Origin of the sequence: Paenibacillus anseongensis (assembly GCF_009757995.1) — a bacterium.
GTDB classification, from domain to species: domain Bacteria; phylum Bacillota; class Bacilli; order Paenibacillales; family NBRC-103111; genus Paenibacillus_E; species Paenibacillus_E chondroitinus.
In genome coordinates this window covers 50,880-65,108 of record NZ_WSEM01000009.1, presented here as the reverse complement: position 1 = coordinate 65,108, position 14,229 = coordinate 50,880, and the positions used below count along the sequence as shown (strand labels likewise).

At 48.6% G+C, this 14,229-nt stretch carries 8 protein-coding genes; 4 read left to right on the top strand and 4 right to left on the bottom strand.

Annotated features, from left to right (window positions below):
* The first annotated feature begins 18 nt into the window (after positions 1–18).
* Positions 19–2,337, top strand: coding sequence for a helix-turn-helix domain-containing protein (locus GON05_RS11970; RefSeq protein WP_157319376.1), 2,319 nt, complete (start codon positions 19–21; stop codon positions 2,335–2,337).
* A 131-nt stretch (positions 2,338–2,468) separates the two neighbouring features.
* On the opposite strand, the gene GON05_RS11965 is transcribed toward GON05_RS11970, so the two are convergent.
* Genes GON05_RS11965 through GON05_RS11955 form a run of 3 tightly spaced genes read right to left on the bottom strand, consistent with a single transcriptional unit; the run spans position 2,469 to position 5,408 of the window.
* The gene (locus GON05_RS11965; protein WP_157319375.1) at positions 2,469–3,485 is read right to left on the bottom strand and encodes a glycoside hydrolase family 130 protein; all 1,017 of its coding nucleotides are present in this window, start codon (positions 3,483–3,485) and stop codon (positions 2,469–2,471) included.
* Positions 3,486–3,521: 36 nt separating this feature from the next.
* Positions 3,522–4,439: a carbohydrate ABC transporter permease gene (locus tag GON05_RS11960; RefSeq protein WP_127455918.1), complete on the bottom strand. Its 918-nt coding sequence runs from the start codon at positions 4,437–4,439 to the stop codon at positions 3,522–3,524.
* A 24-nt stretch (positions 4,440–4,463) separates the two neighbouring features.
* A complete protein-coding gene (locus GON05_RS11955) occupies positions 4,464–5,408 on the bottom strand; it encodes an ABC transporter permease (RefSeq protein WP_246239062.1) in 945 nt (314 codons plus the stop codon).
* A gap of 281 nt (positions 5,409–5,689) precedes the next feature.
* Between GON05_RS11955 and GON05_RS11950 the strand changes: the two genes are divergently transcribed.
* Positions 5,690–8,446, top strand: a complete 2,757-nt coding sequence (locus GON05_RS11950) for an alpha-mannosidase (RefSeq protein ID WP_157319373.1) — start codon at positions 5,690–5,692, stop codon at positions 8,444–8,446.
* A 28-nt stretch (positions 8,447–8,474) separates the two neighbouring features.
* Complete coding sequence (locus GON05_RS11945) at positions 8,475–9,755, top strand: glycoside hydrolase family 125 protein (protein WP_157319372.1); 1,281 nt, start codon at positions 8,475–8,477, stop codon at positions 9,753–9,755.
* Between the two features lie 1,044 nt (positions 9,756–10,799).
* Here GON05_RS11945 and GON05_RS11940 read toward each other — a convergent pair.
* Positions 10,800–12,410: an extracellular solute-binding protein gene (locus tag GON05_RS11940; RefSeq protein WP_157319371.1), complete on the bottom strand. Its 1,611-nt coding sequence runs from the start codon at positions 12,408–12,410 to the stop codon at positions 10,800–10,802.
* 425 nt (positions 12,411–12,835) lie between these two features.
* On the opposite strand from GON05_RS11940, the gene GON05_RS11935 reads away from it, so the two are divergent.
* The gene (locus tag GON05_RS11935) at positions 12,836–14,206 is read left to right on the top strand and encodes a catalase (protein ID WP_157319437.1); all 1,371 of its coding nucleotides are present in this window, start codon (positions 12,836–12,838) and stop codon (positions 14,204–14,206) included.
* Positions 14,207–14,229: the final 23 nt, after the last annotated feature.

Genomic DNA, 14,229 nt, shown 5'->3' with positions numbered 1-14,229 from the left:
TGGAGAGGAAGCGCATTCATGTCGAAATCATCCTTAAAGTCATCCGTTGTGTCCAGCTTCCGAATGTCTTGGAACAGCTTTAAATCAAAATTGCTACTTAAATATGCCTTATCTTACATACTGATGTTCCTCATTCCCTTGACCGGTGTTACGATTTTCATCTATGAAAACGCAATCAATGATTTGCGCAGAGAAATTGAACAGACGAACGTCAACCAACTCATTCAAGTCAAATTATCGATTGATGAACGAATGAGTGAACTGCAGCAAATTACAAGCCGCATTGCTTATGACAAGCAGCTCAGCTCCTACATGGTGCATCATCCGTACTATGAGATGGAAGCTATCGACACCTTGGGCAATTACAAAGTGAACAGCAGCATTCTGGAAGATTTGTTTCTGTACTTCCATAACGATGAGAATATTTACTCCTATCGCGGTTTAACGAATGTGCATGTAGCATTTGGAGACTGGTACCACTATAGCAATTGGACCAGCGACCAGATCTATAGTGATTTGAATAAAATCAAGCAGCCCATGATTCGCCCGGCCGAGAATGTAACCGTTAACTCGCGGAATGACTCCATGCTGACGATGCTTTTCCCGATCAAGCCGAACGATCTCTATCCCACGGCCACAGTCGTTTATATGGTCAGTGAGGAGAAGCTGACCGGCGTTATGGACATGATACTCAACAATTTTTCAGGCAGCAGCTACATTTTCAACCAGAACGGACAGCTGCTTACTTCCAATAATCATGGAAACGCACTCCCGGAACAGGCCGTTGGGTCCTTGGCCTCTCTAGAACCCGGCATACATAACATGAAGCTCGATGGCGTAGAGCATTCCGTAGTTTCGGTAAGATCCAAGGAAAACAATTGGAATTATGTAACTGCGATCCCAAGCCATCAATTTTTCAGTAAAGTGGTCCATATCCAGACCTTATTCCTCCTGGTGTTTTGTATCACCGTTTTATTCGGCATTATCGTAGCCGTGATCTTAGCGAAGCGGCAGTACCACCCAATTAGGGATTTGATCGAATTCACCAAGATGAAGAGCTCCAATTACGACATGACCCGGAACGAATGGGACTGGATTAAGCAAACGCTTCATGATTACAGCGCACGCATCGACACCCAGGAGCCATTCGTCCGCAACCAGTGCCTGCTGATGTTGTTCAAGCACGGCAAGCCGGATGATCCGGAAATTGAACGCATGGTGGCGAGCGCCGGACTGGAATACCCGCACGGGCAAGGATTGTATGTCTCCCTCATCCTCGCGTGGGATGACAATCTTGAGGGCGGGGAATCCTCGAACATTCGGCAGCATCTGCAGGAAATGTTCAACGAATTGGAATTTCCGAGTCTTCAAGCCCGTGTTTACGGCGTAGAATTTTCAGCAAAAGACCAGCTGGCCTTGCTCGTCTCCGTCCCTGCGGAAGCTCAAGAGCCCGCCCAGAAGCGGATCGAGGATGTTGTCGAGGCGATTAAGATCATGATGAACAACAGCATTCAAATTATGCCGTACATCGGCGTAGGAATGCCGTATCCAGACCTCGCCTCGATCAACCAATCATTCATCGAAGCAGCTACGGCGATCGATAATCGGATCCTGGGCTCTAACGGACGAGTGACTTACTTTGAGCAGCTGCAGGATATGATTGCTTCGACTTCGTCCGAAGCCTACTGGCTGCCGAAGAAGTCGATGCTCAAGCTGGAGCAAAGCTTGAAGCAGGGTAACGAAACGGTAGCCAATCAGGTAATTATTGATCTGATCGCTGAGATCAAGGAAGCCGCCGTCCCTGCCGCATTACTGCGCTGCATCTGCTTCGATCTGTTGAACTCCTTGCTGAAAACAGCCCATGAGCTGGGGGTCAGCGAAGTGTTCGCCGGCATTCACAACTTCTCCGTTTTCGAAACGCTGGAGGAGCTTGAAGACCGATTAACTTCCCTTGCCGTCAGCATCTGCCAACAGGTCGAACGGAATACGGAAACGGAGCAGCCTTCTTTAATTGAAGATATCGTCGCATATGTGGATCAGAAATTCGCTGACTACACGCTCAGCCTCGAGCATGTGGCTCTCAAATATTCCATTTCGATCTCCTATTTGAGCCGCACCTTCAAAGAGAAAATAGGCCATAACTTTACGCAATATATTTGGCAAAGAAGAATGGAAGAGGTCATTCGGCTGCTGGTCCATACAACTGCACCACTAAAGGATATCATTGAGCAGGTCGGCTACTTGGACGCACCGAATTTTATCCGTAAATTCAAGAAAGAAACGGGCTATACGCCGGGACAATATCGAAAACTATATGCCAAAAAAGAGCAGGAGTAACCTGCTCCCAACACAAGGCTGCCCTAAAGTCATGAAATGACCGAGGGCAGCCTATCTTACTAGGAAAGTAAATAAAAAAACCAAAGAACTAAGCGAAAACAGGCCGCTTAGCTCCTTGGTTTTTTTAAAATTTATTGAGGCTCGTTAAGTATATACTCTACCAGCTCGTCCAGAGGCACGGTGGCCAAAGCAATAGCCGTGTCCGTCACCCCGTAGTAAATATAAAGCAGTCCATCCTTCACGACATTCCCCGTAGGGAAGATCACATTCGGAATTTGGTAACCGAATTTCTCATAATACGTCTCCGGCTCCATGATGAAGTTGTTCGTGCGGGCAATCACTTTCTCCGGGTTTTCCAGATCCAGCAGCAGCGCCCCCATGCGATAGACAATCTCGTCATCGACACCATGGTAGAGCACCAGCCAGCCCTTATCCGTTCTTACCGGCGGCGTGGAGCCTCCGATTTTCCGTGATTCCCATGCGGGATTCTCGCCTTTGGCCAGCAGCTTCGGCTCTTCCCAATGAATCAAGTCTTCCGAATACGTAATCCACATGGCTGCCTTTTCCGTGCCGTATTCTTCTCCTATATATTCCTCAGGACGGCGCAGCATAACGAACTTGCCATTAATTTTCTCCGGGAACAAAATGTTGTCGCGATCATTGATCTCCAGCGGAGTCGTGTCAGCCACAAATTCCCAGTCGATCAAATTGGTCGACTTGGCGATGGAAGAGCGCGTCCGCCAGTGGACTTCCTGCTCTCCCCAACCGTCTGGATACGATGGGAACGATCTCTCCGGAACACCGCGATTCGTCGGGTAGTAATTCATGGCGCACGGACGCAGCGCATAGTTCATGTAGAACGTGCCGTCAATTTTGACAACACGCGGGTCCTGAACGCTTCCGTAAGGGAATCCGAGCTCATCAGGCGTCAGAACAGGTTCATCCTTCACATGGGTGAAATTCACGCCGTCTTCGCTTTCCAAAAGGCCCAGGAAGTTTTTGCACGGAGTCAAGGAACCCGCCGTACGCTCAACCATGTAGAATTTGTCATTGTCAATGATAACAGCCGGATTGAACACCGTCACTTTGCGCCATTCGTAGCCTCCCGGAACGACAATCGGGTTATTAGGATGTCTTGTAATTTTCATACTTATTGCCTCCTAGGTATATGGGGTAAATTGCAACTAGCCTTTGACGGAACCGATCATGACACCTTGTACGAAATAACGCTGCAAGAAAGGATACACCACAACAATCGGCAAGGTGGACACGATGATCACTACATATTTTACAAGTGCAGCAATCTCTGCTTTGTTATTCATCGCGATAGCCATATCGCCGCTAATCGCAGCGCCAGTGGTCTCCGCCGTCATTTCTTGCAGGACGAGAATTTGGCGAAGCACCATTTGCAGTGGATATTTCGTCTCGTCATTCAAGTAAATTAACGCAGGGAAATAACTGTTCCAATGGCTTACGCCATAAAACAGGGCCATCACCGCAATAATTGGCGCAGATAACGGTATGATAATAAGCCCGAATAGCTTAAAGTTCGTACAGCCATCCATATAAGCAGCCTCATGAAGCTCCTTGGGAATGCTGGACTCGAAAAACGTGCGAGCAACAATGATATTCCACACCGAAGCAGCTACCGGCAAGATGAGTGCTCCGATGGAGTTCATCAGTCCCAGGTTTTTCACCAATAAATAAGTCGGAATGAGACCGCCATTGAAGAACATGGTGACCAGGAACATCCCCATGAAAAACTTGCGACCGACAAAGTCCGTCCGGCTAAGCGCATAGGCGGCAGGCAGCGTTACAACCAGGTTCAGCAAGGTACCGATAAAGGTATACAAAAGTGTATTGCCATAGCCGTTCCAAATTTTTATATTATCGAACACAAGCCCATATCCTTTAAAATTAAGCCCCTTTGGAAACAGCCACATCTCACCGGTGCTTACATACTTGGGATCGCTCATCGAAGCGCTAATAATATACAACACAGGGTATAACACCACGATCAAAGCCAAGCTTAAAAACACATAGTTCATGATGAGAAAAATCCGGTCACCCTTCGTCTCCTTAACTGCAGTGGCAACAGCCATAGATGACTCCTCCCTTCTTCTTGTCTACCACAAGCTCGTTTGACTTGTGCGCTTGGCAATTTTGTTAACAGTAATCAGCAGAATCGCGTTAACCAGCGAGTTGAACAGGCCTACGGCTGTGGAGAAGCTGTATTGCGCGCTGACAAGCCCCGTACGATAGACAAATGTAGATATCACGTCGGACGAATTTATGTTCAGCGGGTTTTGCAGCAACAATACTTTTTCATAACCCACGCCCAGAATATTGCCCACATTCAAAATCAATAAAATGGTAATCGTCGGCACAATTGTCGGAAGATTAATATGAAGAACGCGTTTGAACCGGCTCGCTCCATCCACAATGGCCGCTTCATGCAGCTGCGGGTCTACGCCGGACAGCGCCGCCAGGTAGATAATCGTCCCCCAACCTGTGTTCTGCCACACCCCCGAGAAGACATACACCGTCTTGAACCAGCCCGGGTCCGTCAAGAAAGCCGGAGCATGAATACCGAACAGCTCTATCAACTTCACGATGATTCCGCTTGATGGAGACAGGAAGGTAATCACCATCCCCGCCATGACCACGACAGAAATAAAATGCGGTGCATACGTAATCGTTTGGACACCTTTCTTGAAAAAACCATTTTTCACTTCATTAAAAGCAAGAGCCAATATAATGGGAAGCGGAAATCCGATCGCCAGCTCATAAAGACTGAGGCTAAACGTATTCCACAATAAATCCCAGAAGTAATAGGAATGAAAAAACCGCTCAAAATGTGCGAATCCTACCCAGTCACTCCCGAAGATCCCCTTGGATGGCGTGAAATTTTTAAAGGCAATTTGAATCCCGTACATCGGTCCGTATTGGAAGATCAGGAAATACAAAAAGGCCGGGGCGATAAATAAGTACAGTTCCCAGTTTTTCTTCATTCTCAAAAGCAGTGAACTGCTGCTTGACACCTTCGTGTTTCTTGCTGTCTGTTGACTCATTGTACTCATTACCTCTATCCTCTCCTTTCTTCGTATGTTGGTTGCTGCTAACGCTTACATCCGTCTTCTAAAGTGTAGAAAAACCGCGGGTTTTCGTAAATATGTGAAATCTGCATTGTCATTCTTCAGCCCCTCTAAGCCTTGATAGGCAAGGAATTATCATGAGCAAATCATACATATTGTCATTCCCGACGATATGTGTGAATCTGTCTACGAAGTAAAATAAAAATCACGGATACTTGGTCACCATTTTTACTTTATAAAAGGAGGGTTTTCATTCTATGACTAAAAAATCAGCTCATCTGATCTCACACAGTCACTGGGATCGAGAGTGGTATATGCCGTACGAGCGCCATCACTATCTATTGACCGAACTGATGAACGATCTGCTAGACACGCTGGAGCGTGACCCTGAGTACCGTTATTTCCATCTGGACGGACAAACGATTATTATCGAAGACTATCTGCAGGTTCATCCTGAAAAAAGAGAGCAATTGGAAGCCTACATCAAAGCTGGCCGCATCATTATTGGCCCTTGGTATGTCCTGCAGGATGAATTCCTGACCAGTTCGGAAGCGAATGTGCGAAATTTGCTGATCGGACATCAGGATGCGGCCAAATACGGCGTCATCTCCAAACTGGGATACTTTCCTGATTCCTTTGGCAACATGGGCCAAGCGCCACAATTGCTCAAACAAGCGGACATTGATACGGCTGTGTTCGGACGCGGTGTAAAACCAACCGGTTTCGACAATGTTGTCATCGACGCGCACGGCTCCGGTTATGAATCTCCCTATTCCGAGATGTATTGGTCGGCCCCGGACGGCTCCAAAGTTATCGGAATCCTGTTCGCTAACTGGTACAGCAACGGCAACGAGGTTCCGGTCGAAACCGAAGCAGCTAAGGCGTTCTGGGACAAGCGACTGGGCGATGCACAGAAGTACGCGTCTACATCGGAGCTGCTGTTCATGAACGGCTGTGACCATCAGCCGATCCAACGCGATCTTAGCGAAGCTATCGACACCGCCAAAGCACTCTACCCTGATGTGGATTTCATTCACTCTAGTTTCGAGCAATATATCGATGCGCTCAAAAAGCAGCTGCCCGATGACATGGTAACCATCCAAGGCGAGCTGCGCAGTCAGCATACCGACGGCTGGGGCACGCTGGTCAATACCGCATCGGCCCGTGTCTATCTCAAGCAGCTGAACCAGCTTGGACAGACGCTGCTAGAGAAGGGCGCTGAGCCTCTGGCGACGCTAGCTCATCTGGCAGCCGGTAAAGCCTACCCGCATCAGCTGCTCACCCATGCATGGAAGACGCTGATGCAGAACCATCCGCATGACAGCATCTGCGGATGCAGCGTGGACGAGGTTCATCGAGAGATGATCACGCGCTTCGACAAGAGCAAGCACTTGACAGAGACCATCATCGACGAAAGCTTACAGGTGTTGGCAGGACAAATCGATACAGCCAGTGTAGCTTCCTGGCCGAAAGACAGCCTGCCTGTTACGATCTACAACATGACTGGCTGGGAACGTACGGGCACTGTCCGTATTGAACTGATCGTCGCCAAATCCTACTTCAAGGAAGGCCCGAACCCGCCGGCCATTGCGGAGAGGCTGGCCCAACTGCCATTGAACTTGGACAATGGCGTGCTGCTGGACGACCAAGGCCAGGCTATTTCAGCCAATGCGGAGGATCTGGGCGTGCACTTTGGCTACGAATTGCCGAAGGATAAATTCCGGCAGCCTTATATGGGACGCAGAATCGCGCTGACTTTCGAAGCGCAGCAGGTTCCGGCGTTAGGCCTCAAGACGTGGGCCTGGGTTAACGAACCTACAGCGCAAGCTGAGGCAGCAAACAGTCCGTTAAACGCGACAGATTCCGGCATGGCTAATGCGCATATAGCGGTTAGCATTCACGCAGACGGCTCTTACGATATTACCGACAAAGAGACAGGTTTCACCTACGAAGGCATGGGCGTATATGAAAACTGCGGCGATCTCGGGAACGAGTACGTTTTCCGTCAACCTGAGGGAGATATTGCTTTGACTACCAAAGGTTTGCCGGCTCAAGTAAAACTGGTTGAAAATGAGCCTTATCGAGTGACCTATGAGATCAAGCATACTTGGCTCATCCCAGTTTCCGCTTCGGAGCTGTTCGAAGAAGAGAAGCGGAAAATGGTTCCTTTCCGCAAGCGTGCGGCTTCGCGCTCAAGCGAGCTAGTGCCATTCGAGCTGATCACTCGTATCAGCCTCGATCAGTCCGGGAAAGGCGTTCAGGTATCGGCTTCCTACAATAACCAAGCCAAGGACCACCGCCTCCGGGTGCTGTTCCCTACCGGACTGACAGCGTCGACGCATTTGGCCGATTCGATTTTTGAAGCTGCTGAACGCGATACAGTGCCGGCCAAGGAGTGGATCAATCCGAGCAACGCCCAGCATCAACATGCTTTCATCAGTGTATCGGATGGCTCACAAGGCCTGATGATCGCCAATAAAGGGCTGAACGAATACGAGGTCTTGCGTGACGGTAAAAACACCATTGCGATCACCTTGCTTCGCAGTGTGTCCGAGTTGGGCGATTGGGGCGTTTTCCCGACACCGGAAGCCCAATGTCTTGGCGATCATACGGTCGAATTTGCGATTTATCCGCATAAGGGCAATGTGATCCAATCCGGCGCATTCGCCTCGGCGTACCAGTTCCAATCGCCGTGGTTCCACACGACTGCGATGGGACAACAGCAAGGCACGCTGCCGACTAGTTATCAAGCGTTGGAATGGAGTGGCTCATCTCTTGCTTTGTCAGCATTCAAGATGTCCCTGGACCATGACGATGTCATCGTCCGACTGTACAATCTCGCCAACGAGGCGGAGCAGCTGACGCTGAAGCCTTCCTTCCCGGTCGCCGCAGGCTACCAGAGTGACATTCTGGAGCGCCGTCACGATTCGGCCGAGCTCGAAGACGGGCTAATCCGTGCCTCTGCAGGCAAGTGCGAAATTATCACTTATGCTTTTCAGCACAAACAATCTTAAACTTAATTCCACAGGAGGAATATTCATCATGAATTTACCCGCTTCCATTACCGAATTTCTGAACGAAGCCGACTTTAAACTGGCACACAACCCCAAGCTGCAAAAGCTGTTCAGAAACTGCTTCCCGAACACGCTGGAAACAACGACCAAACTCCTTGACGATGGCACCACCTTCGTATTTACAGGAGATATTCCAGCTATGTGGCTGCGCGACTCCACGGAGCAAGTTCGCCATTACATTCCTTTCGCCAAGCAGGATAAGGATCTGCAACGCATCATCAGCGGTCTCATCGCGCGTCAAATGTTCTATATTAACATTGATCCTTACACCAATGCTTTTAATGAAACTGCAAGTGACAAGCACTATCGTGACACGGACGATTGCGACCTGAACCCGTGGATGTGGGAGCGGAAATATGAGATCGATTCTCTTTGCTTCCCTGTGCAGCTTCTTTACTCTTACTGGAAGGAAACGGGAATTACTGAAGTTTTCACCCATTCGGTTTACCAGGCGTTGACGTCCATCGTGAACTTGATGATTACCGAGCAGCATCATGATCAAAAGTCACTGTATCATTTTACCCGCCAAACAAAGCAGCATACAGAAACGCTCCAAAATAACGGGCGCGGTCTTCCGTCCAACTACACCGGCATGACCTGGTCCGCTTTCCGTCCGAGCGACGATGCCAACCTGTACGGCTACAACATTCCGGGCAACATGTTTGCCGTCGTAATTCTCGGCCACATCATCGAAATCGCTGCGGATATCTACAACGATACGCGCCTAGCTGCGCGTGCAGAGAAACTGCGGAAGGAGATCGACTTCGGCATCCAAACCTACGGCATCGTCGACCATCCGAAATACGGCAAAATTTACGCCTACGAAACGGACGGTTACGGCAACTACTGCCTGATGGATGATGCAGGTACACCTGGCTTGATCACCATCCCTTACATCGGTTACACCGGCATCGACGATCCGATCTACCAGAATACGCGCAAGTTCGCGCTTAGCTTCGATAATCCGTATTATTTCGAAGGTAAATACGCCAAAGGCATCGGCAGCCCGCATACGCCGGGCGGCTACGTCTGGCATATGGCCTTGTCTGTGCAAGCGTTAACTTCCAACAATACCGACGAGATCAAGGAGCTTATCCAGACGCTTATTAATACGGATGCGGACACAGGCTACATGCACGAAGGATTCCATCCAGATGATCCTGCCAATTTCTCGAGACCATGGTTCGCTTGGTCCAACAGTCTGTTCGCTTCCCTCATTTGCAAGGCTATGGACGAAGGACTCGTCTAGCTGTGCAATAAGCTCCCCGTTAGCCTTTACCGGCTGCGGGGAGCTTTTTAGTTGCGCTGAATGTGTTCACAAGCGTCCCCTGTAGTCTCGGATTGCCCTGATGCTTCTAGTCCCCTACTACTCATATATCGGCCGCCTCCGGGCTCTCTACCGCCTTCTATTCGCATGCAAATCACCATACCCGTGCTCAAACCCAATTTCACACTTTCCCCAAACTCAATCACATATACGTACACGTACACGTACACGCATACATACCCATACCCATACCCAACTCATGCCCACGCCCACGCCAACACCAATGTCCACGTTCACACGCACCAGGTTCTACAATCACATTTCAATATTACCTACCATCTACGCTCCATCCCATCACACTATTCACCATAAAACCAACCTCCGCCGCACCTGCCAATTACAACTTTCATTAACCAGCGAAAATTCCGCTAAGGCTATCCTTAAAGGAACTAGTGTCCCCTATTTAGCTAAAAATGAACAGTTTCCCCTCCGAGCGGAACTACGGGATCTTATTTGGCCTCCACGCCACGTTTTCCAGGTCAAATCGCCGAAATAGCGTCTCGTAGTTCCCTTCCCAGATGGAAATACTGCTTTTTCAGGAAAATAACGGCTCGTAGTTCCTTTCTTTCGTTCAAACGGGACAACTCGCCCCTCAGAATTTAAAGATTCAAAAAAAAAGGCGTAAAGGTCAACTTCACCTCTACGCCCACTTCTATCCGTATAATGTCTATTTCCTTAAAGGAACTAGTGTCCCCTATTTAGTGAAAAATGAACAGATTCCCCTCCGAGCGGAACTACAGGGATCTTATTTCGCCTCCACGCCACGTTTATCGAGTGAAATCGCCGAAATAGCACCCCGTAGTTCCCATCCCAGATGGAAATACTGCTTTTTCAGGAAAATAACGGCTCATAGTTCCCTTCTTTCGTTCAAACGGGAGAACTCGCCCCTCAGATTTAAAGGTTCACGCAAAAAAGGCGTAAAGGTCAATTTCACCTCTACGCCCGCTCTATTTCTTCAGTCATTCACTAGCTGTTTTTCCAACGATCGTACGCTTTTTGATAAATCTCTTGGAATCGGTCCGACCCCATTTTCTTCAGGGTTTGTACATACTTGTCCCATCCGTCCAGCGATTCTTGTCCAGTAGTAAACTTCGCTTCCATCTGCGCAACATAAGTTGTGAGATCGGAGCGCAGTGCCGCAACTTCGCCAGATTCCGCTTCCGTCAAGTATAATGCCGGGAACGGTACGCGTGCGCCACGGTCCAGCAGTTTGGTTTTGGACTCATTTTCCACCCATTTCGTGAAATCGTCCTTCACAGGCTCATCCGGTACAACCATCGGTGAAGCGATACCGAAGTTAGGTGTAATCTTGGAACGGTAAGTCTCTCTATCTTCACCATTCGGTACTGGCAGGTACTCAATTTTGCTCTTAGTGCTGTCTGTATATTTCCACAAAATGCCCTCTGGCCCTTTATTGAACAACATTTGGCCTTCCGGTGAGTACATATAATCTACCCAACGAATCGACGCTTCCGGAGATTTATTGGATTTGGAGATCGCAAACGTGCCTGTCGAGAAACCTTTGTTGCTCGCGATGGCCGGAGCGCTTACCTTGTCACTGCGAACCGGGCTGAACATAACGTCCTCAGTGTTAGGCTTCCCGCCATGGGACATGTAAGCATGCCAGTCGGAGAACAGCAGCACTTGATCGTTTTTAATCTTCGCTTTCTTCTGGTCATCCGTCTGCGAGAAGGATTCGTGATCCAGCAAATTGTCGGCCCAGAGCTTGTTGAGGTACGTTACATAGCCTTTATAAGCGTCTTCAGCCGGTGTATAGTGAACTTTTCCTTTATCATCCACATACAATTCTTCCTCATAAGCTCCAAATGCGCCAAGAAGCCATGTACGGATATCTCTCAGCTTGATGCCTGAGGAAGAGGACAACGGAATTTCATCCTTTTTACCATTTTTGTTCGGATCTTCATCTCTGGCGCGCTTCAGCAAATCATACAGCTCATCCGTCGTCTCCGGCAGCTTCGTCACATTGAGCTCCTTCAGCATCTTGCCGTTGTACCACATCGGATTTCGGTACCACGGCTGAAACGGTTCAATGCGTGGAAGCGAATAAATATGTCCGTCCGGTGCTGTGATTGACTTCCGAATATCCGGTTTATCAGCCAGCACTTTCTTAATGTTCGGAGCGTACTCATCGATTAGCTTCTCCAAAGGAATTAAGATGCCCTGGCTTCCGTAGTTCAGCTCTTCCGCTTGTGTCAGTTTCGACGCAAAGAAAATGTCCGGGTAATCGCCGCTTGCAAAAACAAGGTTTTTCTTCGTATCAAAACTATCACGAGGAGCATTCCGGTAATCGATCTTGATGCCCGTAAGCTTCTCCATCTCTTGCATAACCGGCATATCCTTCCAGTTCTGAATCCCCATATCCGGAGCCATGATCGATAAAGTCAGTGGATTCTTCACGATCGGATACCCTTCTTTATTCACTGAGCTTGCCTTCGAGCTTGCACTTCCGTTTGCGGCGCTTTCATTCTCTTTTTTAGTTGCGCAACCGCTCAATACGGACAGTGATACCGCTAACGCGAGTGCGGACGCCACGACTTGCTTCTTTCTCTTCAACATTGCATGTCCTCCCTTATGGTCATCTTTGAAAGCTGCTAGCGCTTACAAATTGAAGATTAAACTCAGCAGACGTTTTAGTAAATATGTCGATTTTGTGCTGTCAAAGACCTTCTATCCCCCCTGATCCAGGTCAGGATGGTTTGTACAAATCCGGTTCCCCCATTAAGCCTACTGCCGAATATGTGATTTTTGTAAACCTTTTAGCCAGAGCAAAACATACACATTGTAACTTTTTAACTACAATTGTCAAAGATCAATCTCCCGCTACGTAAGCGATTTCGTCCATAAAGTATTGTCATAAGTGCAGGGATGCTCAACATAAATAATAAGAGATCAGGGAGAATTGACGGTTTGATACAGGAGGTACAATGATGAAAGATAATAAGGAATTTCCCCGAAGACCTTCCATCCAGCCATCGCAGCCTATGATAAATGATCAGCAGCTTCATGGTCATTCCCCTACACAATGGTCAACTGTTAAACCGGCCACCCATCATTCGCAAACTGTCGGTGACCGAGGTCCCGTACTGGAACAGGACAGCGTTCTGCATGAAACATTGGAAACTTTTATACATGAAAAGATTCTTGAAAGGCCGGTACACGTCAAAGGATACGGCGCTTTCGGATACTTTCAGACCGTCCATTCCATGGCGGCATACACTCAGCTTTGTTTTCTTCAAAGTCCCGGTCAGCAGGTCCCTGTCACGGTAAGGTTCTCGTTTGCTGTCAGCAACAAGGGTACCCCGGACACTTCCCGCAATGTGCGTGGCTTCTCCACCAAGTTTTATACGGAAAAAGGTGTTTTTGATCTCCTCTGCAATCACATCCCCGTTTTTGCGGTACGCGATGCCATGCGCTTTCCTGAGTTTATTAAAGCCTCCTTACCCTCACCGGTAAATAATCTCATCGATCCCGAGCGGTTATGGAGCTTCATAGCGAGATCACCGGAGGCCACGCATTTTCTTCTTTGGCTCTATTCCGACGCCGGCACGCTTAAAAGTTTCCGTCACGTCCCTGGACACAGTGTTAACACTTATGTTTGGAAGAATGCAGCAGGCGCCCGTACGTATGTCAAATATCATTGGGTTCCTTTTGCCGGCGTGCAGTACATAGATAGTCGCGAAGCCACTCAGCTTGCAGCGGAGAATCCGGATTTTGCAGGCAAAGATTTATACGATCATTTAGCAGCAGGAAACACGGTTGAATACGGACTTTACGTACAACTGATGAACCCCTCGGATGAAACAGCTCTTCCATTTGATCCATTGGATGATACCAAAGTTTGGGATGAACGGCAATATCCACTGCAGCCAGTTGGCCGCCTTGTGCTGAACCGTAATCCGGATAACTACATGGAGCAAGTGGAGAAAATAGCTTTTTCACCCGCCAATTTATTGGAAGGTGCCGAAATGTCAGACGACAAGCTGCTGCAAGGACGCAACAATATTTACTGGGATTCTCAGCGCCGGCGAATGGGGCCGGATTTCCGTAAGGTTCCTATTAACCACCAGGCCAACTGGTCCCCTGATTCGTTGGTAACCAGCGGGAATGGGAGATACGTAGAAGGCCATCTTATGCGATCGGACATCCCGAAACAGGATGATTTTACGCAAGCAGGCCAGTATTATTACTCACTCTCTCCTGTGCAGCAAGATCACTTGGTTGCTAATCTCTCTGGCGATCTGTCCGGTATATCCCAAAATACGCAAAACATTGTTCTGAACTATCTCTACAATGCCTCTACCGAACTAGGAGAGCGGGTAGCACGAGCCGTTCAACAGCATGAACAAGGATAATTAACAACCATGCATAGATGATT

Bases quoted from the DNA above. Each gene is read 5' to 3' on its own strand.
- GON05_RS11970 (WP_157319376.1), top strand. From the start codon at position 19: ATGTCGAAATCATCCTTAAAGTCATCCGTTGTGTCCAGCTTCCGAATG.
- GON05_RS11965 (WP_157319375.1), bottom strand. From the start codon at position 3,485: ATGAAAATTACAAGACATCCTAATAACCCGATTGTCGTTCCGGGAGGC.
- GON05_RS11960 (WP_127455918.1), bottom strand. From the start codon at position 4,439: ATGGCTGTTGCCACTGCAGTTAAGGAGACGAAGGGTGACCGGATTTTT.
- GON05_RS11955 (WP_246239062.1), bottom strand. From the start codon at position 5,408: ATGAGTCAACAGACAGCAAGAAACACGAAGGTGTCAAGCAGCAGTTCA.
- GON05_RS11950 (WP_157319373.1), top strand. From the start codon at position 5,690: ATGACTAAAAAATCAGCTCATCTGATCTCACACAGTCACTGGGATCGA.
- GON05_RS11945 (WP_157319372.1), top strand. From the start codon at position 8,475: ATGAATTTACCCGCTTCCATTACCGAATTTCTGAACGAAGCCGACTTT.
- GON05_RS11940 (WP_157319371.1), bottom strand. From the start codon at position 12,410: ATGTTGAAGAGAAAGAAGCAAGTCGTGGCGTCCGCACTCGCGTTAGCG.
- GON05_RS11935 (WP_157319437.1), top strand. From the start codon at position 12,836: ATGATAAATGATCAGCAGCTTCATGGTCATTCCCCTACACAATGGTCA.